Source organism: Pseudomonas sp. SBT1-2 (assembly GCF_028640875.1).
GTDB lineage: Bacteria > Pseudomonadota > Gammaproteobacteria > Pseudomonadales > Pseudomonadaceae > Aquipseudomonas > Aquipseudomonas chlororaphis_I.
In genome coordinates this window covers 31,023-53,743 of record NZ_JAQZAA010000083.1, presented here as the reverse complement: position 1 = coordinate 53,743, position 22,721 = coordinate 31,023, and the positions used below count along the sequence as shown (strand labels likewise).

General features: G+C 64.6%; 21 protein-coding genes and 1 pseudogene. 11 read left to right on the top strand and 11 right to left on the bottom strand.

Annotation, left to right across the window (positions count from 1 at the left end):
* Window positions 1-223 precede the first annotated feature (223 nt).
* Both PVZ78_RS16850 and PVZ78_RS16845 read left to right on the top strand, forming a co-directional pair.
* On the top strand, window positions 224-1,864 hold the full coding sequence (locus PVZ78_RS16850) for a collagen-like triple helix repeat-containing protein (RefSeq protein ID WP_273828977.1): 1,641 nt from the start codon (window positions 224-226) through the stop codon (window positions 1,862-1,864).
* Between the two features lie 198 nt (window positions 1,865-2,062).
* The gene (locus tag PVZ78_RS16845) at window positions 2,063-3,733 is read left to right on the top strand and encodes a ShlB/FhaC/HecB family hemolysin secretion/activation protein (protein WP_028681574.1); all 1,671 of its coding nucleotides are present in this window, start codon (window positions 2,063-2,065) and stop codon (window positions 3,731-3,733) included.
* Window positions 3,734-3,795: 62 nt separating this feature from the next.
* On the opposite strand, the pseudogene PVZ78_RS16840 reads toward PVZ78_RS16845, so the two are convergent.
* The 3 genes and pseudogenes from PVZ78_RS16840 to PVZ78_RS16830 form a co-directional block, all read right to left on the bottom strand.
* Window positions 3,796-4,143 (bottom strand): annotated as a pseudogene (locus tag PVZ78_RS16840) (autotransporter outer membrane beta-barrel domain-containing protein); the annotation flags it as partial.
* Between the two features lie 6 nt (window positions 4,144-4,149).
* Window positions 4,150-4,563: a response regulator gene (locus PVZ78_RS16835; RefSeq protein ID WP_273828976.1), complete on the bottom strand. Its 414-nt coding sequence runs from the start codon at window positions 4,561-4,563 to the stop codon at window positions 4,150-4,152.
* A gap of 74 nt (window positions 4,564-4,637) precedes the next feature.
* Complete coding sequence (locus tag PVZ78_RS16830; protein WP_037005634.1) at window positions 4,638-4,856, bottom strand: Flp family type IVb pilin; 219 nt, start codon at window positions 4,854-4,856, stop codon at window positions 4,638-4,640.
* Between the two features lie 321 nt (window positions 4,857-5,177).
* Between PVZ78_RS16830 and cpaB the strand changes: the two genes are divergently transcribed.
* Genes cpaB through PVZ78_RS16800 form a run of 6 tightly spaced genes read left to right on the top strand, consistent with a single transcriptional unit; the run spans window position 5,178 to window position 10,554 of the window.
* Window positions 5,178-6,116, top strand: a complete 939-nt coding sequence (cpaB, locus tag PVZ78_RS16825; RefSeq protein ID WP_273828975.1) for a Flp pilus assembly protein CpaB — start codon at window positions 5,178-5,180, stop codon at window positions 6,114-6,116.
* A 20-nt stretch (window positions 6,117-6,136) separates the two neighbouring features.
* A complete protein-coding gene (locus PVZ78_RS16820; RefSeq protein WP_016703789.1) occupies window positions 6,137-6,304 on the top strand; it encodes a hypothetical protein in 168 nt (55 codons plus the stop codon).
* Complete coding sequence (locus PVZ78_RS16815; RefSeq protein ID WP_273828974.1) at window positions 6,301-7,491, top strand: AAA family ATPase; 1,191 nt, start codon at window positions 6,301-6,303, stop codon at window positions 7,489-7,491. The genes PVZ78_RS16820 and PVZ78_RS16815 overlap by 4 nt, the downstream gene beginning before the upstream one ends.
* Window positions 7,488-8,762 (top strand): CpaF family protein, encoded by a 1,275-nt coding sequence (locus tag PVZ78_RS16810; RefSeq protein ID WP_273828973.1) that lies wholly within the window; start codon window positions 7,488-7,490, stop codon window positions 8,760-8,762. The genes PVZ78_RS16815 and PVZ78_RS16810 overlap by 4 nt, the downstream gene beginning before the upstream one ends.
* 18 nt (window positions 8,763-8,780) lie before the next feature.
* Window positions 8,781-9,665 (top strand): type II secretion system F family protein, encoded by an 885-nt coding sequence (locus tag PVZ78_RS16805; protein ID WP_273828972.1) that lies wholly within the window; start codon window positions 8,781-8,783, stop codon window positions 9,663-9,665.
* Window position 9,666: 1 nt separating this feature from the next.
* The gene (locus PVZ78_RS16800) at window positions 9,667-10,554 is read left to right on the top strand and encodes a type II secretion system F family protein (RefSeq protein WP_009046791.1); all 888 of its coding nucleotides are present in this window, start codon (window positions 9,667-9,669) and stop codon (window positions 10,552-10,554) included.
* Between the two features lie 98 nt (window positions 10,555-10,652).
* Here the strand turns inward: PVZ78_RS16800 and PVZ78_RS16795 are convergent, their stop codons facing one another.
* On the bottom strand, window positions 10,653-11,444 hold the full coding sequence (locus PVZ78_RS16795; RefSeq protein ID WP_009046790.1) for a response regulator transcription factor: 792 nt from the start codon (window positions 11,442-11,444) through the stop codon (window positions 10,653-10,655).
* A gap of 124 nt (window positions 11,445-11,568) precedes the next feature.
* Complete coding sequence (locus PVZ78_RS16790; RefSeq protein ID WP_038630516.1) at window positions 11,569-12,039, bottom strand: prepilin peptidase; 471 nt, start codon at window positions 12,037-12,039, stop codon at window positions 11,569-11,571.
* 75 nt (window positions 12,040-12,114) lie between these two features.
* Here PVZ78_RS16790 and PVZ78_RS16785 point away from each other — a divergent pair, with 75 nt between their 5' ends.
* Together PVZ78_RS16785 and PVZ78_RS16780 are read left to right on the top strand one after the other, a co-directional pair.
* Entirely contained in the window at window positions 12,115-12,561 is a 447-nt protein-coding gene (locus PVZ78_RS16785) for a TadE/TadG family type IV pilus assembly protein (RefSeq protein WP_124298426.1), read from the top strand.
* The gene (locus PVZ78_RS16780; protein WP_273828971.1) at window positions 12,558-15,326 is read left to right on the top strand and encodes a PAS domain-containing sensor histidine kinase; all 2,769 of its coding nucleotides are present in this window, start codon (window positions 12,558-12,560) and stop codon (window positions 15,324-15,326) included. Before PVZ78_RS16785 ends, PVZ78_RS16780 begins: the two co-directional genes overlap by 4 nt.
* Here the strand turns inward: PVZ78_RS16780 and PVZ78_RS16775 are convergent.
* The 6 genes from PVZ78_RS16775 to pbpC form a co-directional block, all read right to left on the bottom strand.
* Complete coding sequence (locus PVZ78_RS16775) at window positions 15,311-17,338, bottom strand: TadG family pilus assembly protein (RefSeq protein ID WP_273828970.1); 2,028 nt, start codon at window positions 17,336-17,338, stop codon at window positions 15,311-15,313. The two genes, PVZ78_RS16780 and PVZ78_RS16775, sit on opposite strands and share 16 nt — an antisense overlap.
* 133 nt (window positions 17,339-17,471) lie before the next feature.
* Window positions 17,472-18,029, bottom strand: coding sequence for a DUF4136 domain-containing protein (locus PVZ78_RS16770; RefSeq protein ID WP_007928685.1), 558 nt, complete (start codon window positions 18,027-18,029; stop codon window positions 17,472-17,474).
* A gap of 112 nt (window positions 18,030-18,141) precedes the next feature.
* Window positions 18,142-18,753 carry a DUF4136 domain-containing protein gene (locus PVZ78_RS16765; protein ID WP_009046784.1) on the bottom strand — a complete coding sequence of 204 codons (612 nt, stop codon included), beginning with the start codon at window positions 18,751-18,753 and terminating at the stop codon, window positions 18,142-18,144.
* Window positions 18,754-18,765: 12 nt separating this feature from the next.
* Window positions 18,766-19,515 carry a methyltransferase gene (locus PVZ78_RS16760; RefSeq protein ID WP_038630512.1) on the bottom strand — a complete coding sequence of 250 codons (750 nt, stop codon included), beginning with the start codon at window positions 19,513-19,515 and terminating at the stop codon, window positions 18,766-18,768.
* Complete coding sequence (locus tag PVZ78_RS16755) at window positions 19,515-19,817, bottom strand: MazG-like family protein (RefSeq protein WP_273828969.1); 303 nt, start codon at window positions 19,815-19,817, stop codon at window positions 19,515-19,517. The genes PVZ78_RS16760 and PVZ78_RS16755 overlap by 1 nt, the downstream gene beginning before the upstream one ends.
* Before the next feature lie 66 nt (window positions 19,818-19,883).
* Window positions 19,884-22,190, bottom strand: a complete 2,307-nt coding sequence (gene pbpC / locus PVZ78_RS16750; protein WP_273828984.1) for a peptidoglycan glycosyltransferase PbpC — start codon at window positions 22,188-22,190, stop codon at window positions 19,884-19,886.
* A 223-nt stretch (window positions 22,191-22,413) separates the two neighbouring features.
* On the opposite strand from pbpC, the gene PVZ78_RS16745 reads away from it, so the two are divergent.
* Complete coding sequence (locus tag PVZ78_RS16745) at window positions 22,414-22,707, top strand: hypothetical protein (protein WP_007921634.1); 294 nt, start codon at window positions 22,414-22,416, stop codon at window positions 22,705-22,707.
* Window positions 22,708-22,721 lie beyond the last annotated feature (14 nt).

Genomic DNA, 22,721 nt, shown 5'->3' with positions numbered 1-22,721 from the left:
TAAAAGATTTACTAAAAACAATCCCGTTCACTACACCTTTGGTGTTAGTCCCTCCGCAGGAGCAAAAACAGCCGATATATAAGTTGTTAATACCAAGTTGAGAATGGTGAAAAAAAGCCCTTGGACCTTTTATAGCGACAACGGACGAAAACATCTCCAGCAACAGAACTGGGGAGTTATCGAAAACAACAAAACGTTGTAACAGGTGCAAGGAATCTCACTCATGAAAACTCAAGTCTGGTTGAAAACAAGCACAGCACTGGCCCTGATCCTGGCCCTCGGCCTGACCGGCTGCAGCAGCGGCGGTGGCGGTCACAAGAGCAGCTCCGGCAGCTCCTCGCCTGACAGCGCGGCGGGTACCGACAGTGGTTCCGGTGGCTCTGGCGGGTCCGGATCCGGCGACGGTTCGGGCGGCACAGGCGGAGCCGGTGGCGGCACCGCTGGCACAGGCGGTACTGGCGGAATCGGCGGTGGTACAGGTGGGACCGGCGGCGGAACCGCAGGGACAGGCGGCACGGGCGGGACGGGAGGCACGGGTGGCGGTACCGGTGGAGATGGCGGCACCGATCCGACCAACCCAACCAATCCGACCGACCCGACTACACCCACCACCATCCCGTTGGTCACTTCGACCCTGGTGTCCGACCTCGGCACCACCATCAGCGGCGTCGGCGACGGTGTCAGCACCCTCAGCAGCGCGCTGGCTCCACTTCCGGTAGTCGGTGGGGTCCTGCAAAGCGCGGTGAACACCTCCGGCAATGTGGTCGACACCGTAGGCGATGGCCTGACCAATGGCCTCGGCCAACTGGGCAGCGATCCACAGGCCTTGAGCAAGACCACGGCCATAGTCGGCAACGTGGTGTCGGACGTCGGCGATGGCGTCTCGGACATCAGCGGCAAACTGGCCACCAGCACCAGCAGCATTCCCCTGGTGGGCGGCGTGGTCACCCGGGTGGCGCCGGTACTCGACGGCGTCGGCAGCAAGGTCAGCATGCTCGGCGACACCCTCACCACCGTGACCAGTGGCGGCCCCCTGGGGACAGTGACAGACAAGGTGGGCAACAACCTGCTGGTACCGGTCGTCACCCTGACAGAAGGCCTGACCGGCAAGGTGGGCAGCGCGACCGGCCTGGGTACCCCGGTCGACGGGCTGGTCAGCCGGGTCGGCAGCGTGGTCGACAGCCTGGGTAACAAAATCACCACCACCGGCGGCGGCAACCCGCTGACCAATACCCTCGGTGGCGCCCTGAACAACATCGGTACCACCGCCACCACGGCCGGCGGCCTGGCTACCACCAGCGGCTCGGGCACAGGTGGCGGCATCGGCGGCGCAGGCCTGCTGGAAACCGTCGGCGGTGCGGTGGTCAACCTGGGTAACGGCTTGAATGCGGGCAACACCAACACCCTGGTCAGTGCCGCGGGTGTCAGCGGTGCCTCGGTCGGCAACGTGGTGGCCTCGGTGGGTGGCGCCCTGGGCGGCACCGGTGTCGCCAATGTCGGCGCCACTGCGCCACTGGCCGGTGTCGGCGCCACGGTCGGTGCAGCGTTGAACCCGGTCACCACTACCGTCACCAGCCTGACCCAACAAGTCGGCGCCACAACCGGAGTGGGCACCCCCGTCGCCGGTCTGCTCACCCAGGTAGGCGGCGCCGTCAGCACGGTAGGCACCAGCATCACCGCCAGCGCCCCCAACCCTGTGGTGAGCACCGTCGGCCAGACCGTCAACACCGTCGGCGCTACCGTCGCCACGGTCGGCACCCTGGTCAACGGCGGCACCACCAGCGGCAGCGGGACCACGGGCACCACCGGCGTGCTGGGCGGTGTGCTCGGTGGCTTGACCGGAACCCTGGGCGGCAGCCGATAAGCGTTTTGCACCTGGCCGATTCGACGGCCCTACCTACAGCGCCTACGCTTGGTTGGAGACGAGGGATTCGATTGAGTCTCTCGTCTTTTTCTTGTCTGGAGCATGACGGTTGCAGTACTTGATCAAGGCCAAGACCCTGACAAGCGCCGCCGACTGAAGTACCTCTCGCGTTGCTGCGACTTGACCATGGAGTGTCCTATGCGCGCTTTGGCTCCCTTGCTGTTAGTCTCGCTTTGCTCATACGTCCACGCCGAAAACCTTCCCAGCTTTCTCAATAGCAACGAAACCATCCGCAACCTGCCGGTGCCCAACCTGCCGGCCGACGCCTATCGCCCCACGACCCCGGCGCCCAAGCTGGCGCCACCCACGGAACCCCAGGCCCAGCCCCTGATGATGGGCACCACCGTCAACGTCAGCACCGTGCAGATCGAAGGAGGCACCCTCTATCCGCTGAACGAGCTGGCGGAGATCTACAAGCCGCTGATCGGCCATGAAAGCACCCTGGCGCAACTGATCGAAGCCACCCGGGAAATCACTCGCCGCTACCAGCAGGACGGCTACCTGTTGTCCTACGCGTTCCTGCCGCAACAGAACTTCGACCAGGGCACCGTGCGCGTGGTCCTGGTGGAGGGCTACATCAAGGACTATCAACTGCAGGGCGATATCGGCCCGGTCTCGGCCTACCTCGACAAACTGGTGGCAAAACTCAAGGCTGAACGGCCGCTGACCCGCAAGACCTTCGAGCACTACACCACCCTGATGAGCCGTATTCCCGGGGTTACCCTGCAAGCCCAGGTGCCGCCACCGGGCACCACCGACGGCGCGGCCTACCTGATTGCCCAGGCCAGCCGCAAACCCTTCACCAGCAGCCTCAGCACCACCGACGACAACCGCAATGGCCTGCAAGCCCTGCTGGCGGTCAGCAGCAACTCGCAGACCGCCATGGGCGAGCAGGTAACCCTCAGCGGCCTGTTCCCGCCGGGGGACGATCACGAGCATTACTACCGCCTGGACTACAACCAGTTTCTCAATGACGAAGGCACCCAGCTGAGCCTGTACGGCACGCGCTACCGCGCCGACCCGGGGACCAATGTGCAGCTCGACAATGGCCTCGAACTCAAGCCCCACCGAGAGAACGATCGCTACTCCATAGGCTTGAGCCACCCGGTCATCGCGTCGCCCAACGAACTGCTGATCCTGGGTTCGCGCCTTTACGCGGTCAACGACAAGACCCGCTATCAAGTGGTGGGTTATCCGCAGAGCGTCGAACTGAAAACCAACGTTCGCGCCCTGGCCTTCGAGGGCGACTGGCGCAAGGCCAACGCACGCCAACTGCGGATTCTCAGTGCCGGGGTGTACCAGGGGCTGGACGCCCTGGGCGCGAAGACCAACGACGACCTGTATGACCTGGACTTCTTCCGCGTGCGCCTGTCCGGCGTGCAGAGCGACAAGTTCTTCGACAACTGGCAAGGGGTGCTGTCGGCGGCCCTGTACTGGAGCCGCGACAACCTGCCCGACAGCGAGCGCGCGGTGTTCGGCGGGCAGAACTTCGGCCGCGGTTACCCCGACGACCAGGCGTCCGGCGACAAGGGCTGGGGCGCGGCCTACGAGGTGAACTACAGCTTCAATCGCGAAGACCGCTGGCTGCGAATCCTCCAGCCGTACGTGGTGCTGGATCGCTCGCGGACCTGGTTCAACGAACTGCCGGTCAAGGGCAACAGCCTGTCATCGGCCGCCGTCGGCCTGCGCTTTGGCGACGCCAAGTACTACAACATCTCCCTCGAAGCGGCCAAGCCGATGTCCGATGAAGCGCTGGACACCCACAACCGCCGCCCGCGCTACACCTTGAGTTTCAGCTACCAACTGTAGAAGTCCCTCAAGCCAAACGAACACGACCCGCTCGAAGGCGGGTCGTCTTGTCCAGGCGAGCATCAGAAGTCGTAGCGCACCTTGGCGGTGAAGGTGTCGGCAGAGAAGTCGGTCTTGGTCAGGTAGTTGTAGGAACCACCCAGGCTCGCTTCGTAGCTGTCGCGTACCGGCGAGGCACCGCTGGTGGTGAATGGTGTGCCCCCCAGGACAAAGGTCGAGGTGGTGTTGGCCTTGTCAGCGATGAAGTCGTGCCAGGCCATGACCCTGGCTTCCGGCTCCAGGCTGTCCTGGCCTAGATCGAACGCGGCGGCCAGGCGCGCGCCGATGCCCAGCTCGCCCACTTCGTAACGCTGGCTGGCGACATTCAATTCCACCGAGCTGCCTTTTTCCCGGTACGAATCGATCATCACGCAGGTTCAGGGATTGACCAGATGAATGTGCGGCTGCGGGAACAGCGTATTCAGGGTCTCCAGCAGGCGCACGTGGTAGATGGGTTTGCGGAACAGGTCCAGCACTTGCAGGCGCAACAGGTCGCTGACGTCGTCCATGTCGGCATGACCCGAGGTGACGATCACCGGCAGGTGCTGGCGGGAGGTGTGATCGCGCAGTCGCCGGATCAGCGACAGGCCACTCTCCTCCGGCATGCGCAGGTCGGTGATGACCAGCGCGATGTCGGGGTGTTGAGTGAAATGGGCCAGGGCGAGCTTGACCGAGGTCGCGGTGAAGCAGCAAAAGCCTTCACCTTCCAGCAGCTCGGCCAGCTCGAGCAGCGCGTCCTCTTCGTCGTCCACGAGAAGAAGCTGCTGGCGTGGAAACGAAGAAGAGCTCATGGGCAATACCTGAAAGTGACTGCGTACTGAGGGTATCGATGCCTCGATAAAGCCTTGAGGGTCCGTATTACGACTTATTCAGCTGGAGGTCCGCCTTCTAATGCCCCTTGCAGAGTCGTGAAGGTGCCGGTGATAGCCTCCGATATGCCAGGTACAAATACCGAAATGGCCACGGCCACCATGCCGGCGATAAGTGCGTACTCGATCCCTGACGCCCCCTCGTTGTTCTTGAGGAAACGCAGGAGCCGGGAGGTCTGAAGGGCGATCCATTGGGTGGCGAGAATGAAGAACATCTGGTTTCTCCTCAATGCACCGAGTGTTGCAGCGTTGCAACATGATTCCCCTGTGCCACCACAGCATTGTCAACAAACTTCCAGCCAACAACTGTAAGAACTGATTAATCATTAAGTATTAGTTCGTTCCCTTGGCGTCAAAAAACGCGGCATCGGACAGGGCGCGGAGGAGCCAAGTTATTTTCTCAACAGTAATGGCGTTTTGTTGCAGCTGTTCTACCTTCAAATAGCGAAATAGTTGCATGTTCATAGCTGCCTGATTGCGAAATTGGCTCGTTGGAATTTGCGAGTCGGTGATGCAGCGGGAAAGGGAGAGCCGTCATGAACAGTCGTATCACTATGGGGTTGGCTGGGGTGTTTCTGGTGGGGGCCCTCATTGCCGGTTACTGGGGTGTGGCATTGAGTCGTCGGCCCGCAGCGGAACCTGTAGCGCAGCCTTCCCCCACCACCGTGCAAACCGTCACCGCTTCCGTCGAAGATGCGACCCGCCAGCCCGTCGCGGTGCTGGTCCGCGACATCCCTCCGTTCGTTCCCATCAAGGCCGGCGATGTCACGCTGGAGCGGCTGCGTACCGCCCCCGCCGGCAGCCTCAAAAGTCTCGACCAGGTCATCGGACGCACCCCATGGCGGGCACTGTCGGCGGGGACCTGGCTGAGCGAGGAAAGCTTCGAAGCCGGTGGCAGCGTGGCCCGCATGATCCGTCCCGATGAGCGCGCCCTGGCGGTCGCGGTAGACGAAGTCATCGGCGCCAGCGGGCAACTGAGCCCTGGCGACTACGTCGATGTGCTGCTGTTCCTGCGCCAGGACAGCAACAACCTGCTGCCCTCGGCCCAGGTCGTGGTGCCGGCCCTGCGGGTACTTGGCATCGGCGAGCAATTGGGCCTGACCAACGATGGCAAGCCGGGCTCGCCGCCCGCCAGTGCCGAGGAAAAACTCAAGCAGGATCAGCGTCGCCTGAACGCGCGCAGCGTGTTGCTGGCCGTCCCGGAACCCTTGCTGAGCCGCTTGATGCTTGCGGCCCAAGCCGGCGTGCTGCGCCTGGCGGTACGCAGCGCCGACGAGAAACGCCTGGCGCATTACTGGGCGGGCGAAAAAAGCGCGTCGAAGCATCTGCAAAACGTCGACAGGTCCCTGGTCCAGTTCAACCAGCTGGCCCTGTCCTCCCCTTCTCCCTCCACCGCCAGAACCTTCGACGCCGCAGCGCGTCGCGCCCAGATAGAAGTCATACGCGGCATCGAAGCGAGCCAACAAACACCCTGATCATGCAAGGACACTTCTTCATGTCCAATGATTCCCAGCCCTTGTGCAAAGGCCTGATCCGGGCCCTGATGTCGAGCGGTGTGCCTGTCGAGGGCGACGTACCGCTGCGCAACCACGACCCGGACGGGTGCCGCCCGTACTCCCTGGAAAACCGCAACTTCAATCAACGCAGTGGGCTATCGCAATGAGTCAGAACCTGAGCCAGACCTTCCTCGCGATCACCCGCAACGGCACCGACCTGGAATGGCTGCAAGGCGCCCTGGCGCCACTCGGGCAGGTGGTCAGCGCAGGCAGCGGCAGCCTCGACGAGTTGCTGGCGCTGGTGGATGTGACGTGCGCCAGCCTGGTCTTCGTCGGCCTCGATCGTGAGCATGTGGTCACCCAGGCGGCGCTGATCGAGGGCGCGCTGGAGGCCAAGCCGATGCTGGCCATCGTCGCCCTGGGCGATGGCATGGACAACCAACTGGTACTCAACGCCATGCGCGCCGGGGCCCGCGACTTCGTGGCCTACGGCTCGCGCTCCAGCGAGGTGGCCGGCCTGGTACGGCGCCTGAGCAAACGCCTGCCCCAGGTCACGCCAAGCACCCAGCTCGGCGGCCTGACCGTGCTCTACGGCACCCAGAGCGATGCCGATGGCGCCCTGCTCGCCAGCCATCTGGCGCTGGTGGTGCAGAAGAGCGGCCAGCAGACCCTGTTGCTCGACCTCGGCCTGCCGCGTGGCGACAGCCTGGCGCTGCTGGGGCTGGAAAGCTCGTTCCACTTCGGCGATGCCTTGCGCCATCTGCGGCGCCTGGATGCGACCCTGATCGACAGTGCCTTCACCAGCACCGAAGCCGGGCTGCGGATCCTGGCCTACGCCGGCCATGACGAGCCGCTGGAGCGCACCAGCGCCGCCGAGCTGTACATGCTGCTCAGCGCCCTGCGCCAGCATTTCCAGCACATCGTGGTGAACCTCACCGGGCAACCGGACAGCGAAGCCCTGCGCACCTTCGTCGGCCATTGCGACAAGTTGCTCTGGTACACCGACCAGAGCGTGCTCAACTGCCGCCGCAACCTCGCGGTGCTCAACCTCTGGCGCGAAAAAGGCATGAAGCTGGAACACGCCCGCCTATTGGTCGACCGCTACCTGCGCGGGGTCGCGCCGGATGCGGAAACCCTGGGCAAGAGCTTTGCCCTGGAAGTGATCGCGGTCCTGGCCTACAGCCCCGAGGTGCGTCTCAACGCGAAAAACCAGGGCGTCACCCTGTTCGAACTGGCCCCCCGCGAAGGCCTCACCCAAGCCCTGAAGACCCTCGGCGAGCGCCTGGCCAGGCGCTCCCAAGGACTGCCCACGGCAAGGCCCGGCTGGTTCGAGCGCCTCAGGGGAAGTCGATGAGCACAGAAAAACTTTTTGGCGCCCAGCCCCACAGCCCCATCGGCAACACCGATCACGAAGGCCTGAAACTGGTGCTGCATCGCTACGTCATCGACGCCATCGAGGAGTCGGGAAAAAACCTGCTGGAAGGTTCGCGCCAGGCACTGGCACGCTTCATTACCGACAAGGTGGCCGAGTACATCTCCCGCCTGCACCTGGCGATTTCCCGCTATGAAATGGAGCGCCTGGCCGAAGAACTGGTGGACGAACTCACCGGTTTCGGCCCGCTGGAAGTGTTGCTGCGCGACCCGGCAGTGACCGAGATCCTGGTCAACGGCCCGCACCGGGTGTTCGTCGAGCGCGATGGAGTGCTGCACCAGAGCGACCTGCGCTTCATCGACGCGCACCATGTGAAGCGGGTCATGCAACGCATCCTCGCGCCCCTGGGCCGACGCCTCGACGAGTCCTCGCCCATGGTCGATGCCCGGCTGCCCGACGGCAGCCGGGTCAACGCCATCATCCCGCCGATCGCCCTCGACGGCCCTTGCCTGTCGATCCGCAAATTCCGCAAGGACATGCTCAAGAGCAGCGACCTGATGGCCATGCAGACCATCGACCAGGCCATCTTCGAATTCGTCCAGGAGGCCGTGGGCAAGCGCTGCAACATCCTGATCAGCGGCGGCACCGGCACCGGCAAGACCACCCTGCTGAATATTCTCAGCCAGTTGATCAACCCTCACGAACGCCTGGTGACCATCGAGGACGTGGCCGAACTGCAACTGGGCCATCCCCATGTGGTGCGCCTGGAAACCCGGCCGCCGAACGCCGAAGGGCACGGCGAGGTCAAGGCCAGCGACCTGATCCGCAACGCCCTGCGCATGCGCCCGGACCGGATCATCCTCGGCGAGATCCGTGGCGTCGAAGTGCTCGATGTGCTGACGGCGATGAACACCGGCCACGACGGTTCCATGAGCACCGTGCACGCCAACAATGCCCAGGATGCCCTGCTGCGCCTGGAAACCCTGGTGGGCCTGACCGGGCGCCAGGTGGCCGAACGCACCCTGCGGCAGATGATCTGCGCGGCCCTGGACGTGGTGATTCAACTGACGCGCCTGCCCGATGGCCGGCGCTGCGTCAGCGAGGTGGTGGAAGTGGTCGGCGTGCGCGAGAACATCTACGTCACCAACACCCTGTTCCGTCTGAACCGACGTAGCGGTTTCGGCTTTCTGCGCGAAGCGGCCAACCCCGCTGGCGACAAGCTGCGACGCGACGCCGACTTGCCCATCAACTGAGCCAGGGAGCGCCACCGCATGCTGGGTCCCGTGCTGCTTGCCCTCCTGTGCCTGACCCTGCTGGGGCTGTCGGGCTGGATGTTCTACAGCGGCCTGCGCCAGGCCCGCACCGCCCGGGTGCTCGACCGCCTGGCCCAGGGGCAACCGCAACCGAGCGTGGAAAAGACCTCCTGGAACCGGCTTGAAAGGGCCTTTCTGCGCGCCGGCCTCGGTCGTCCCACCGAGCGCCTGGGGCTATGGCTGGCGGTCTGGGCCGCGGGCTGCATGCTCGGGTATGGGCTGGGCAAGTGGCCGGGGTTGCTCGCCCTGCTCGTCACGCCGCCCCTGTTGCTGCGCCTGTACATCAGCTGGCTGTACCGGCGGCGCCTCAAGCGCATGATCGAACAACTGCCGCCATTGCTCGACCATGCCGTGCGCAGCCTCAAGTCGGGACGCACCCTGGCCGACGCGGTGCTGGGCGGCATCGCGGCCGCCGACAATCCGTTGCAGCACGCCATGGGCCGGGTCCAGCGCAACGTGTTGCTGGGGGTCAACCTGCCGGATGCGGTGGCCGACTTCGCCGAACTGTACGAGCGCGATGAACTGCGCCTGTTCGCCCTCGGGCTCAAGGTCAACCACCGCTATGGCGGCAATGCCAGCGAGCTGCTGGAAAACCTGATCAAGCTGATCCGCGAGCGCGACCAGGCCGCCCGGCAACTGCGCGCCATGACCGGCGAAACCCGTATCACGGCGATGGTCCTCGCGGCCCTGCCGGTGTCACTGGCCGGCTATTTCCTGATAGCCAACCCGACCTACCTGATGAGCATGTGGAACCAGAGTGGCGGCCAGATGATGCTGCTGGCCGCCTTCGGGTTGCAGGTCGTCGGTTGCGCGCTGCTCTGGCGCATGCTGCGGAGTGTTTGACATGACGGCCTTGCTGATCAGTGCGCTGCTGTTTCTCGCCGCCATGCTGCTGATGCTGAGCAGCTGGCTGGAGCAGCGCCGGCGCACGCGCCAGGTGACCGAACGCCTGCTGGGACACCTGGCGCGCGACAACCCACTCGGCAACTGGCTGCATGTGCTGGGCGACAGCAAGATCGGCCAGCATGCGGTCAGGCTCGACAACGAAACCCAGTTGCTGCTCAACCGCCTGGGCTGGCGCAGCGCGCGGCAACGCTCGCTGTTCGCCGCCTGCCAGATCGGCGTACCGATTCTCGCCCTGGGCCTGACCCTGGTGATCCAGGGAGTGTTTTTCCCGGCGGCGAAAAACCACTGGGTCGCCCCGGTGTTCGCCCTGAGCCTCGGCTACCTGTTGCCCAAGCGTCTGCTGGCCATGGCCGCCAGCAGGCGGCAGAAACAACTGGCGGTCGATATCTCCACCTTCATTCCCCTGCTGCGCATCCTGTTCGAATCGGGCATGGCGGTGGAACAGGCCCTGCGGGTGTTGAGCAAGGACGCGCAGAAACTGCTGCCGGCCCTGACCCAGGAGTTGCGCCTGGTGCTGGCCCGGGTGGATTCCGGCCTGGAACTGGGGGAAGAACTGAACAAGTCCGCACGACTGCTGGCCGTCGATGAGTTCACCGACACCTGCGTGATCCTTCAACAACTGATCCACCAGGGCGGTGGGGCGATGAAGTCGTTGCAGTCGCTCAAGCTGCTGCTCGATGACCGGCGCCTGACGCGCCTGCAGGAATACATCTCAACGATGTCGGCGAAAATGTCCGTGGTGATGATGCTGTTTCTCTTCCCGGCGTTACTGATCGTCCTGGCCGGACCTGGCGTCAGCGCCATTGCCCGGGCTTTCGCCCAATAGATAGAAGGAAGCAGCGGCTCACACTGAATGGCAAAAGCCGGTATGCAGGACGCAACAAACCCTCGGGGCTGCCGGGGTTTGCTGCGTGTTGGGAGGGATTAGTGCGCGGTCACGCGCTGGCGCAACCCCGAGTTGCTGGGTGCCAACGCCAACGCCAATTGGGTACGGTTGTGCATATGGGTCAGGCGCAGTACCTGGGACACATAGAGCTTCACAGTATTTTCCGTGATCCCCAGTTCACAGGCGATCTGGTAGTTGGTCTGCCCCTTGCCCACCAGGCGGGCCACATCCAGTTGCCGGGGCGACAGCTGGCTGAAGATCGCCGGAATTTCGACCTGCTCCACCTCGCCGCCGCCCTGGTCCGACGCCTGCGTCGTCGGTGGTGCGAGTGGCGCGCGACGCACTTTGTCCAGGTCCTGGTAAAGATCGTCGATGGATTCGGAAAGGAACTGCAGCTTCTGGTTCAGATGCCCCAGCTGCAGGTTTTTCTGCCGCTCCTGCAAGGTCGCTTCCTGGCGTTGCAGGCCGGCCAGCAGTTCATCGAGGTCGATGGGTTTCTGGTAGTAATCGGCGATGCCGGCGCGCAAGGCCTTGATCACATCCTGCTTGTCGGCCTGGCCGGTGAGCATGATGGCTTCGAAGACCCGATGCTTGCCGGCGATGCGCTGCAGTTCCTGCACCAACTGGATGCCATCGAGATCGGGCATGTGCAGGTCGCACAGCACCAGGCCGATTTCGGCATCTTCATTGAACTGCTGGATCGCCTGACGGCTGGACTCACAAGGGACACAGCGATAACCGCTGCCTTCAAGAAACTCGCAAAGCTCTTCGACTATCAGCGACTGGTCGTCGACCACGAGTACTTTGATGCCGGATATAAGCTTGTTCACGCGCAACTCCATGCCTGGCAAGCCCAAGACGAATGCTCCTGCCCTGCCGCGTCCACTTCGGGCAGGTACAGGATAAACGTAGACTACTTTCCGACTATGTACATAGAGATAGATGGCATGACGACTAGCGGATCCACAGCAGGGTCAGGGCCATGCCGACAAGGACAAAAGGGGCAAAGGCGTACTTTTGCCCCTGCCGCGGATCGAGGTGGCGCAACGACCTCGCCAGCGGTTGGTCGGCAGCGGGCAACAGCCGGGGCGCGAGCAGCCACCACAGGCCGCTGGCCAGCGCGGCACCGATGAAGGTACCCAGCAGGTGCAAGGGATCGGACGCCAGCCCCAGGGCCGCCAGGAGCTTCACGTCACCGCCGCCCATCCGTCCCAGCACATAGCCCGGCACGGTCAGCAGCAACGCCAGCAACAGCGCCTTGCCTCCGTCCACCGCATCGGCTCCCAGCCAGGTGTTGCCGGCCCACAGCAAGTAACCCAGCGCCAGCAGCGCGACCCCCAGGGTCAAGCCGTTGGCGAGATGACGCTGGCGGATATCCTGCACCGCACACAGCCCCAGCCAAGCCAAGAGAATCCAGTTCTGCATCGGTTAAAAAACATCCCTTCTGGCTGAATGATCCTATGCTGACATGACCCACTAGCAGTCAGGGTAGACGCCGCCGTGAAAGTGAACCTGCCGGGAAAACAAAAAGGTGCCGTGGCCATCGAGTTCGCCATGGTCTTCATCATTTTTTTCGCCGTGTTTTATGGCCTGGTCAGCTACAGCGTGCCGCTGTTGATGGTGCAGTCCTTCAACAAGGCGACTGCCGAAGCGGTGCGGCGCAGCGTCGCCCTGGACCCCGCCACGCCCGGTTATGACGCCGCCCTGATAGCACGTGCGAAGAACACCTTGCGCGAGCAACTGACCTGGATTCCGCAGGCCTTCAACTTCGACGCCAACAGCGCCAGCGATGCCACCGTGACTTACGCCGGCGGCCTGCTCACGGTGCGGGTCCACTACTCCACCGACAAGCTCAGGCAGGTCATCCCCTTCCTGGTGCTGCCGGGCATGGGCAGCGTGCCCGCCCTGCCGGCGAACCTCAGCGCTCAGTCGAGTCTGCAATTTTGAGCTCGGGCGACAAACTCCTCGGGCGTTTTCTCGGCCGCACCACGCCCCAGGCGCTTCCTCCCGCACCGCCCCTGGCCACGCCTGGGGTCGGCCTGCTGGTGCATCTGGACCACAACGCCCAGGTGCTGCAAATGACCGGCCCGCTGCGCCACGCCCTGGCCCAGCCGCCGGCCGCCGAGGGACCGGCGTCGCTGCTGGATTACCTGCTGGCGCACAGCGCGCTGAGCGTCGAAGGCACTCCTGGCGACTGGCAGGGACACGTGCTCGACCTGGACTTCCATGGTGCTGGCGGGCAAACCCTGCACCTGCGCGGCTGGGTGCAACCGTCCACCCAAGGCTGGCTCCTGCACCTGCTGGATATCGGCGACCTGCTGCTGGAGCGCCAGCAGGCGCAGCAACGCCAGGACTGCCAGCAGTTCGCGGCGCAGATCAGCGAGCAACTGCGCTTGTGCAGCCTCTTCCGCCTGCCCGAGGTGCTGCATGAGCAACTCCATGCCGTGGCCCAGCACTGGCATATCCCCTGCCTCGCCCTGGCGCTGCTCGACGACCAGGAACAGGGCTGGTACATCCATGGCCTGTATCAGGCCCCCGACGCACCGCAGCTGTGGCACAAGGGCCAGGTCCTGGGCACCGGGCTGGACAGCCTGAACGGCAATGCCCCGCAGTCGCTGACCTTCACCCAAGGCCTCGGCGACCATCCGCGCCTGCAACGTGCGTTCGGCAACAGCGAAGGCTTTGTCGTGCCCTTTCGCGACGATCACGGCGTCGCGGCCTGGCTGCTCTGCGGTTTCTACGCGGTACGCCAGCAGGCTCCGCAGTTGAACGAACGGGACTGGCTGCAATTGAGCGCCGCCCTGGCCGAGCCCTTGCTCGGTCGCTTGCGCGAACAACAGCACCATCACCAGCTGGAGCGCCTGGAGGCCTTGCAAGGTTTGCTCGGCACCGGTTGGTGGGAGCTGTATCCACAGGACAACGAGATCCAGCTGGCGCCGCAGCTGGCCCTCAACCTGTTGCTGGAACCCCAGACCCGGCGCCTGTCGCTGCAGGCCTGGCTGGCCCTGATCCACCCCGCCGATCGCCAGGAGCTGAGCAGCCGCCTGCAGGAGTTGCGACAGGGTAAACCCCTGCTGCTCTGCGTACGCATGCAGCGGGCCGACCCGCAGTTGCCGGCCATCTGGTACCGCCTGCAGGGGCAGGCCCTGGGTATTGGCCAGAACCAGCGTTTTGTCGGCTTCATGCTGGACATCAGCGACATCAAGAATCAGGAACAGCAGGCGGCCGCGGCCCACGCCCGGCTGGACAACCTGATCGCCCATTCGCCGGCGGTGATCTATGTCCAGCGCTATGTCGAGGGCGCGCTGCAGCCGACGTTTTTCAGCGACAGCCTGCAGCCGCTGCTCGGCTGGAGCCTGAACGACTGCAACGACGGCGCCCTGGCGGAACGGGTGCACGCCGACGACCGCGACCGCTACTTCGAGCGCAACCGGCAACTGCTGCGCGAAGGCGCGGTGCGCAGCCGCTACCGCCTGCTCGACAGCCGTGGCGAGTACCACTGGGTGCTCGACGAGGCCAGGCTGCTGCGCGACGACCTGGGCATGCCGGTCGAGGCCGTCGGCCTGTGGCTGGACGTCACCGACGCCACCCTGGCCGCCGAGCAGATCCGACTCAGCGAGGAGCGCTATCGGATCCTGGTGGAAGACTCCCCGGCGATGATCTGCCGCTACCTGCCCGACCTGACCCTGACCTTCGGCAACCGGCCCCTGGCGACCTACCTGGAATGCCCGCCCGAACAACTGGCCGGGGCCAACCTGGGTGACTGGCTGTCCGCCGAACAACACGCCGCCTTCGTGCAACGCATCCGCCAGCTGACCCCGGAATTTCCGGTCAGCACCGCGGAAATCAACCTGCAACTGCCGGGGCGCGAACACGCCTGGTGGGTCTGGTCCGACCGCGGGGTATTCGACGCGCAAGGGCGCCTGCGGGAGATCCAGGCCGTCGGCCGCGACAACACCGAAGTCCGTCGCTCCCAGCTGCAACTGATGCAAAGCGCGAAGATGGCCACCCTGGGTGAAATGGCCACCGGGCTGGCCCATGAAATCAACCAGCCGCTGAATGTCATGCGCATGGCCATCGTCAACGTGCTCAAGCGCCTGAACAACGGCGACGTGCAGCTCGACTACCTGCAGGACAAGCTCAAGCGCATCGATGCCCAGGTCCAGCGGGCCGGCCGGGTGGTGGACCATATGCGGGTGTTTGGCCGCAGCTCGGAAATCGAACAGCAACCTTTCGACCCGGCCCAGGCCGTGGAAGGCTGCCTGTCGCTGCTGGCCGACGGCATGCGCGGCAAGGGCGTGGAATTGCGTATCGCACCAATCGACTTCAAGGTGCAAGTCCGCGGCCATGTCGATCAGCTTGAGCAAGTCTTGATCAACCTGCTGGTCAATGCCCGGGACGCGCTGCTCGGCCGGCGCGAGCAGGATCCGGACCTGCGGCCCTGGATCGCGATACGCGCCGAGCATGACGCGCAGCGGGTGCGGCTGCTGGTCGAAGACAATGCCGGTGGCATCGACCCGCGCCTGCTGGGGCGCATCTTCGAACCCTTCTTTACCACCAAGCCGGTCGGCGTGGGCACCGGGCTCGGGCTCTCGGTGAGCTACGGCATAGTCGAGAACATGGGCGGGCGCCTGAGCGTCAGTAACACCGACGCAGGCGCCTGTTTCTGCATCGAACTGCCGCTGGTACAGAGCGATCAGAGCACCAGGTAAGCCCGGCCGGTCTGGCCGCAGGTGAGGTTGGCGCCAACCTCTACGTTCATCAGATCGATCCCAAGACTGGTCAGCAGCTTGTTCAGCAGCGGATCGAGCAGCGGACTCAATAAGCCGGTGATCAATGGCGTCAGGATAGTGCTGACGTCGCTGATCAGGCCCGCTACTCCCATGACAACCGATCCCAGCGGATTACCACCGAGCGGTTTGTAGGTGATCAGACTGATTCCTGCCAATGTACTGGCCAGGCTGGCAACCACATTAGTGGTGGGTTGTACCGTTTGAAAACTCGGCTCTAGCTTGACGTTCGCCGGTATCGGAAACGGGGCAGTATTGCTGGAGAAGACCAGGTCCTGGGTGCTAGGGACCACGCTGGTGGAAGTCATGATGGCGAGACCACCAGCGGCGTATGCGGTTCGGGCCGGGCCGCAGCTGCCGATACCGAGAATCTTGTGACAAGTCCAGACTCCCAGATCCACCAGTGGCAACGGTTTCACAGATGGCGAAGACGACGATGAAAAAGCACTGGCCGGGTCATCGATCTGGCCGACCTTGAGATTCGCCAGTGAAGTAGAGGTATGCGCCGTCAGGCTCTTGGTACCAGACCCCGACACCGGACAACTGTAATCAGTGACATAGGATTCCGCGCCTCCAGCCTCCAGGACAATGTCGATTTGCGGTGAAGGTAGCAGCTGCGGAGATAACTGCTGGCAACCGGCGCCCAGCAGGCATGACAGCGAATTGATGGTATCGACCAGATTAAGACTCAGCAGGCTGTTGACGGTCGGAGTAAGGGTTCCGACCAGACCAAGCACCGCATTGCTCAACCCGGATACGCTCGATAGTACCGGTAGGTTCACCGAGACCAAGACCCGCACCTGCGCCGTTCGTACATAAATCTGGTCCGGGCCGCGCGGACTGGCCTTGGCCAGTTCCGGATCACCGATAGCCGACAACCGGGGCGGCTCGATTACCTTGATCTTTGTCGTCACGTCCGCCAGCCCCAGTGCACTGATCGGCAATGTCGCCGCTACTGCACTCTTACTGCTGGCCAGTTCGACAAAGGCCTGCATCAGCTGAAACAGCTGTACGCTGGCATCCAGTCCGGTCGAGACCGTGCCGGTTTGAAGCTGCAAAATGTCCCCAAGCTTTACTGGATTACTGCCAGTCGCTGCCAACTGCAAACTGGCTAAAGCCGTTAACACATCAGCAGTGACACCGTTGGCCTGTACATCAGCAGTGGCACCGTTGGCCTGTACAACAGTGGCTGCCGCTTGAATCAGCTGACTCACGGTAGCGTCGGTTGCAACTAGTTGGTTGTAATCCCCGGCCGTCACATTGAGGTTGATTGCCAACTGATCCAGATACTTGAGCAGGTTGATATTGCTCTGCAATAGCCCGTTCCAGCCGGCTGCACTCAGGCTCACATTTCCGCCGAGCAAACCCGAGGCTACGGCGTTAAGGAGATTGGACTCGGCTGTATCTACGGTGAGCAACGTACTCCGGATGCTCAACTGAGCGACACTGGGCGTTGGTGCCGCAGCAACAGCCATGGCGCTAAGCCGTGTGTCGGTACTGAGGGGGATATCGGAAAACAGATTGGTTACACCGAGGGCAATGCTGGTGGGCACCCTCTCACTGACCACCACCCGGATGGCGCTGGCCTGGCTGGCATTGGGGCTGAAGGTGCGCAGGTTGTCGGCACCGGTCCGTAGTGAGCCGCAGGTGGCGGTCAGCGGCCTGTCGTCTCCCACCGCAAAGCCGTTGCGCGCCGCGCTTTCTTTCGCATACCTATCAGCGCTGCCCCCCGCCTGGCAATTACCGCCCCGCGCCACCGCCTCCAAGGCGGCGTTATCGGCCACTCGCTGCAACTCGCGCTGATCCAGGTACAGGCGCCCGCTGTCGACCACCACCAGCGTGCACAACACCGCCGTGCCCAACGCCAACGCCCCTATCAGACCAATAGCGCCACGCTGCCGAGCCGGTCCGGAAAACTGCGTGCGGGAAAACATGGAGCACTCCTTTGCCGGCGCACCGCCGGGCGCAACCTCCGCTGGGTGAAAGGAGTGTAGTCAAGGCTGCAACACAACGCTGGCGACCTGCCAGCGCTGTGTTTGGGAAGTGGCCGCGGTGGAATGCCGCGACTTACCTGGGCGGATAGTTCGCCAGGATCCGGCCGACGGTCTCCCTGATCGCCGTGCTGCGATCGGCGGGGTTCGGCGTGCTGCTGAGTATCTGCTCGTCGCTGCCGCGCCACACCAGCTTGCCGTCCTTGCCATCGAGCAGGTCGATCTGGATGGTGGCGACCTTGTAGGTGATGTTGCGGGTTTCGTTGTACATCGGCGCGCCCCAGTAGCCGTTCCACGGGCCACCCCAGCCGCCGCCGTAATTGGTGGTGACCTGCTGCTGGCGGTTCTCGACGATCAGGTAAGTCTGGACGTTGAGATCAGCCTTTTTGCCCGCCGCGGCCGGACGCAGGCCGCGCTGGTCCAGTTGGTCGCTGACCGCCTGGCGGATGCGCTGTTCGGTCAGGTCGCTCTTGATCCGCGGATCGTCGGGGCGGTATTGCAGGGCGGGTTCCTTGAAGCTCCAGCTGCGATAGGCAGCGAAGTCGCGACTGGCGTCGAAGTCATGGTTGACCTGGTTGGCGGCGCAGGCGCTGAGCAGCGCGGCCAGGGCCAGTAAAGCAAGAGGGCGGAACATGATGTGTCTCCAGAAGAGCAAATGCACCTGAAGGGATGTCGCTAGGTCTGTACGAAAGTTGGCGAGCGAAGCCTGTTTTCAACCCAGCCCATCGCGCAGCTTCGTACGGAGCCTAACTAGGAGGATACGCCGCCATGGCCTTTTCCACAGCCTCGCGCAACGCATCGGCGCGCTCGCTCAGGCTGCCCTGGCTCGAGGTTTCCGCGCTGGCGCTCCACACCGGCTGGCCACTGCCGCCGTCGAACAGGTTGACCCGCACCACCACGACTTCCACCTCGTAGGTACGCACCACCGGCACTGTGTTGTACATGCCGTAGCCGGGGCCGTAGCGGTTGTAGCCATAACCTCCGTAACCGTAGCCGTAGTCGTCCTGCACCTGGCGCAGGCGCTTTTCCAGGTGCAGGTCGGCGCTGACCCACAGGTCCGCCGGGCGGTTGTCGTGCAGCGGGCGCAGGCCGCGCTGGTCGAGGGCATTGCTGACCGCCTCGGCGACCTGCGCCGAATCGGCCCAGGCCGAGCCGTTGGGCAGGCGCCCGTCGCGCCAGGCCCAGCTGCGATAGCGGCCATAGTCGCGCTGGGGCGCCGGATAGGCGCTGCGGTCGAAGGTGCCGGCCGCCTGCGGGGGCGCCGGCGGCAACGGATTGGAACTGGCGACATAGGGATTGGGGCTCTGGCAGGCCGCCAGCCCCAGGGACATCACAAGCAAACCAGCGTGGCGTTTCATTTCGGGCTCCGCTCAGACCGGACGGCAAATCCAGTGCAGGTAACGCCCAAGCCCGGCAAAGCTTGGGTGACGACGATAGGCCAATTCCATTTCCAACAGATCCAGCAACTCGGCGCGGGCCTGGAATTCCACCGGCATGTAGTCGTGGAAAACCCGTACCCCGCTCTGGGTTTCGACCTGCCACACGCCGTCGAGTTGCGCCGCCAGCTCCCGTGGATCGAGGGGCTGTTGCGGGGTCAGGCTCTGCTTCTCGCCGGCCATGTCGTTCTTGCGCATCTTGCGAAAGTGGCCCTTGAGCAGGTTGCGATAGATCAGCGCATCGCGGTTGTAGAAGGCCAGCGACAGCCAGCCGTCCTGAGTGGTCAGTTGATGCAGCACCGGCAGGATCGCGTGGGGCTCGGCCAGCCATTCCAGCACCGCATGGCACAGCACCAGGTCGTAGGGTTCGGTGAGCTGGCCCAGCAGGTCCTGCCAGGGCGCCTGGATAAAGGTCGCCTGCTGGCCGGCCTCGGCGAAGCGCTGGCGGGCGCCTTCGAGCATCGGCTCGGCCGGTTCGGCCAGGGTCACCTGGTGGCCACGCTGGGCCAGCCACAACGACATGTGCCCCAGCCCGGCGCCGATATCCAGCACTCGCAGCGGCCGGTCCGGCAAGGCTTCGGCCAGGTCGGCCTGGAGCACCGCCAGGCGGATCGCGCCCTTGGCGCCGCCGTAGATCTTTTGGGCGAAACGGGTCGCCAGCTGGTCGAAATGACGATCGCTCATCAGCTGAACCGCCGTTCGCTGTCGGCCAGCTTGCTGCGCACCACCTGCTCCAGGTCCAGGCCCAGCTCGCTGCACAGCAGCAACAGGTACAGCACGATGTCACCGACTTCCTGGCCGGCGTGGGCCTGCTTGTCCGCCGGCAGTTGCCGCGACTGGTCTTCGCTCAGCCACTGGAAGATTTCCACCAGCTCGGCCATCTCCACGCTGGCGGCCATGGCGAGGTTCTTCGGGCTGTGAAATGGCCGCCAGTCATTGCGGTCGCGAATGGCGTGCAGGCGTTGGGTCAGTTCGTCTAGGTTCATCGGGGTCTCCTGAAGGCGTATAGCTTCGGGGGGATGGCGAATGAAGGCAAGGCCCGCACCATCCCCTCAATCGATAACGCTGAACTCGACCCGCGCCGTCTGCCCGCCTTCGTCCAGCACGCTCAGTTGATAAGGCCCCAAGCGTTCGAAGCTGGCGTTGATACTGTCCTGGTTGGCACTCTCGCCCAGCGGCTCGCCGTTGACGAACCACCAGCGCCGGCCGCTGCCGCCCAGGGCCGACAGCTTGAGCCGCAGCAGTTCCTGGCTGGCCGCCGGGCGACGCAACCGATCGCCCTCGCGCACGCCGACGATGGACAAAGGCGCCGCTGCCGCCAGCGCCGGCCCCGGGCAATCCGGGTCGTTGGCCGGCAGGCGCGCTTCACGCCGTTCGATGCGCGGCAGCCAGGGCTCCAGCGGCGCCGGCCACAGCGCGATATCCCGCGCCTGCGCCCCCGGGCACTTGGCGTCGACCCGCAGGCCCTTGGCATTGACCCAGACTTTTTCCAGCAGGCCGACACCCAAGGGTTGATCCGCCGCCTGCAAGGTCGGCGGCGTGGTGCCGTCCAGGGTCCAAGCGAAACGCTGGCGGCGGCAGTTCGGATCGCTGCGGCTCATGGGCTGGCCCAGCGGCCAACAGATCGCCGCCACCCCGACACTCATCGGCACCGGCTGTACCGGCGCGCCGATACCGCGCTGGCTGTCGCGGTTGATCAGCACATCGTGCACTTGCAGCATCAAGGGCGCCGCCGAGGCCAGGCCGAACTGGCCCGGCACCGGGGTGCCGTCCGGGCGGCCGATCCAGATGCCGATCAGGTAGCGCGGCCCGACGCCGATCGCCCAGGCGTCGCGAAAGCCATAACTGGTGCCGGTCTTCCAGGCCAGCACCGGGCGCTGCACCAGTTCGGCCCGCGGGTCGCGGTCCGGGCGCGCCTGGCCGCTGAGAATGCGCCGCACGATCCACGCCGAACCGGGGGACAGCAAGGGCCGCTCGCGCAACTCATCGTCCGGTTGCAGGCGGAGGCTGGCGCTCTTGCCGCCACGGGCGAAGGCGCTGTAGCCGCTGACCAGGTCCTCCAGGCGGCTGCCGGCGCCGCCGAGAATCAGCGCCAGGTTCGGTTCCGCCAGCGCCGGCAGGGTCAGGGGCATGCCGCCGATGCGCATCTCGGCGGCAAACCGTTTCGGTCCGTAGGCTTCCAACAGTTGCACCGCGGGCAGGTTCAGCGAAGTGGCCAGGGCCGTGCTGGCCGACACCGCGCCGCTGAAGCCCATGGAAAAGTTGCCCGGCCGGTAGTCGCCATAACGCCGCGGCACGTCTTGCAGCAGCGATTCGGAATGGATCAACCCGGCATCCAGCGCCATGCCATAGAGGAAGGGCTTGAGGGTCGAACCCGGCGAGCGCATGGCGCTGATCATGTCCACATGGCCGAAGCGCCGCGCATCGTTGATATCCACCGAACCCAGGTAGGCGCGCACGGCCATGCTCTGCGCCTCGACCACCAGGATCGCCGCCGAGGTGTGTTCCGGCAGGCGTGCGCGCCAGCCCAGCAGCAGGTCTTCCAGGCGGCGTTGCAGGTTGGCGTCCAGGGTGGTGCGGATCAGCGGCGGGCTGTCCGGACGGTTCAGCCGGCGCGCCAGCAAGGGCGCCAGGCTCGGCTCCAACCGTGGCGCCAGCAACAGGGGTTCCTGCAACGCTTCATCCACCGCCGACTGCGGCCAGACCTGGAACTGCGCCAGGCGCTGCAGCACCTTGTCCCGGGCCGCCTGTGCCCGCGCGGCATGCCGGTCCGGGCGCAGCCGGCTCGGCGCCTGGGGCAGCACCGCCAGCAGCGCGGCCTCGGCGTGGGTCAGGTGCTGCGGCGACTTGCCCAGGTAAGCCCAGCTGGCCGCGGCCACCCCTTGCAGGGTGCCGCCGAATGGCGCGCGGTTGAGGTAGAGCGTGAGGATCTGCTGCTTGCTCAGGTGCCATTCCAGCTGCGCGGTGCGCCACAGCTGGCGCAGCTTGCCGTGCCAGGTTCGCGAGTGCGGATCGAGCAAGCGCGCCACCTGCATCGACAGGGTGCTGCCGCCGGACAACACCCGCCCGCCGGTGAGGTTCTGCCAGGCAGCGCGCACCAGCGCCATCGGGTTGACCCCGGGATGGCTGTAGAACCAGCGGTCTTCGTAGGTCAGCAGCGCGTCCAGGTAATAGGGCGAGACTTCATCGGTGCGCACCGGATAACGCCAGACCCCATTGGCATCGGCGAAGCGCCACAGTGGCGTGCCATCCTCGGCCAGCACCACCCGCGCCAGGTCATCCTTGGGCAGCGGCAGCGGCCAGATGCGGTCGGCCAGCCAGAGCCCGGCCCACAGCAGCAACAGGCCGCCCAGCACCATCCGCAGGACTCGCCAGCCACGGCGGCCGCCCGGTTGCGCCGATGGCAAGCCGGGCGACTTTGCCTGGCCGGATATTCGCCACCAGAAACTGCGCAGGCGCGATACAACTAATCGAAAAATCAAACCCGCGAACCTCTATGCTTGGAACGGAACTCGCCAGCGCGATTGATGGCCAAAGGCTCAGGTCTGGCAAGCACGCCAACTTTTTCATCAGGATGCACGCATGCAGGTAGAAAGCTTTTTTGAATGGCTCGGCCAGGCGCTGGGCTCGGTCATACGGTTTATCGTCGATGGCCTCAGCGGTCTGTTCAACGCCCTGACGAACGCCGGCGGCAACTTTATCGACGGCCTGTCGCGGGCGCTGGGCATGGACACTTCGATCATCAGCATCATCACCCTGATCGTCGGGCTGATGCTGCTGTACTCGGCGGTCCGCGCCTTCATGCGCGCCTCGATCGTCATGGGCATCATCTGGCTGCTGCTGGGGCTGTGGCTGCTGAGCTGGGTGGTGCACTGACCGCCCGACAGTTG

What these genes read in the sequence shown, in the direction of transcription:
- PVZ78_RS16775 (WP_273828970.1), bottom strand. Translation starts at nt 17,338, where the DNA reads ATGTTTTCCCGCACGCAGTTTTCCGGACCGGCTCGGCAGCGTGGCGCT.
- PVZ78_RS16745 (WP_007921634.1), top strand. Translation starts at nt 22,414, where the DNA reads ATGCAGGTAGAAAGCTTTTTTGAATGGCTCGGCCAGGCGCTGGGCTCG.
- PVZ78_RS16800 (WP_009046791.1), top strand. Translation starts at nt 9,667, where the DNA reads ATGACGGCCTTGCTGATCAGTGCGCTGCTGTTTCTCGCCGCCATGCTG.
- PVZ78_RS16835 (WP_273828976.1), bottom strand. Translation starts at nt 4,563, where the DNA reads ATGAGCTCTTCTTCGTTTCCACGCCAGCAGCTTCTTCTCGTGGACGAC.
- PVZ78_RS16845 (WP_028681574.1), top strand. Translation starts at nt 2,063, where the DNA reads ATGCGCGCTTTGGCTCCCTTGCTGTTAGTCTCGCTTTGCTCATACGTC.
- PVZ78_RS16805 (WP_273828972.1), top strand. Translation starts at nt 8,781, where the DNA reads ATGCTGGGTCCCGTGCTGCTTGCCCTCCTGTGCCTGACCCTGCTGGGG.
- PVZ78_RS16830 (WP_037005634.1), bottom strand. Translation starts at nt 4,856, where the DNA reads ATGTTCTTCATTCTCGCCACCCAATGGATCGCCCTTCAGACCTCCCGG.
- cpaB (WP_273828975.1), top strand. Translation starts at nt 5,178, where the DNA reads ATGAACAGTCGTATCACTATGGGGTTGGCTGGGGTGTTTCTGGTGGGG.
- PVZ78_RS16760 (WP_038630512.1), bottom strand. Translation starts at nt 19,515, where the DNA reads ATGAGCGATCGTCATTTCGACCAGCTGGCGACCCGTTTCGCCCAAAAG.
- PVZ78_RS16810 (WP_273828973.1), top strand. Translation starts at nt 7,488, where the DNA reads ATGAGCACAGAAAAACTTTTTGGCGCCCAGCCCCACAGCCCCATCGGC.
- PVZ78_RS16755 (WP_273828969.1), bottom strand. Translation starts at nt 19,817, where the DNA reads ATGAACCTAGACGAACTGACCCAACGCCTGCACGCCATTCGCGACCGC.
- PVZ78_RS16850 (WP_273828977.1), top strand. Translation starts at nt 224, where the DNA reads ATGAAAACTCAAGTCTGGTTGAAAACAAGCACAGCACTGGCCCTGATC.
- PVZ78_RS16770 (WP_007928685.1), bottom strand. Translation starts at nt 18,029, where the DNA reads ATGTTCCGCCCTCTTGCTTTACTGGCCCTGGCCGCGCTGCTCAGCGCC.
- PVZ78_RS16820 (WP_016703789.1), top strand. Translation starts at nt 6,137, where the DNA reads ATGTCCAATGATTCCCAGCCCTTGTGCAAAGGCCTGATCCGGGCCCTG.
- PVZ78_RS16790 (WP_038630516.1), bottom strand. Translation starts at nt 12,039, where the DNA reads ATGCAGAACTGGATTCTCTTGGCTTGGCTGGGGCTGTGTGCGGTGCAG.
- pbpC (WP_273828984.1), bottom strand. Translation starts at nt 22,190, where the DNA reads ATGGTGCTGGGCGGCCTGTTGCTGCTGTGGGCCGGGCTCTGGCTGGCC.
- PVZ78_RS16815 (WP_273828974.1), top strand. Translation starts at nt 6,301, where the DNA reads ATGAGTCAGAACCTGAGCCAGACCTTCCTCGCGATCACCCGCAACGGC.
- PVZ78_RS16765 (WP_009046784.1), bottom strand. Translation starts at nt 18,753, where the DNA reads ATGAAACGCCACGCTGGTTTGCTTGTGATGTCCCTGGGGCTGGCGGCC.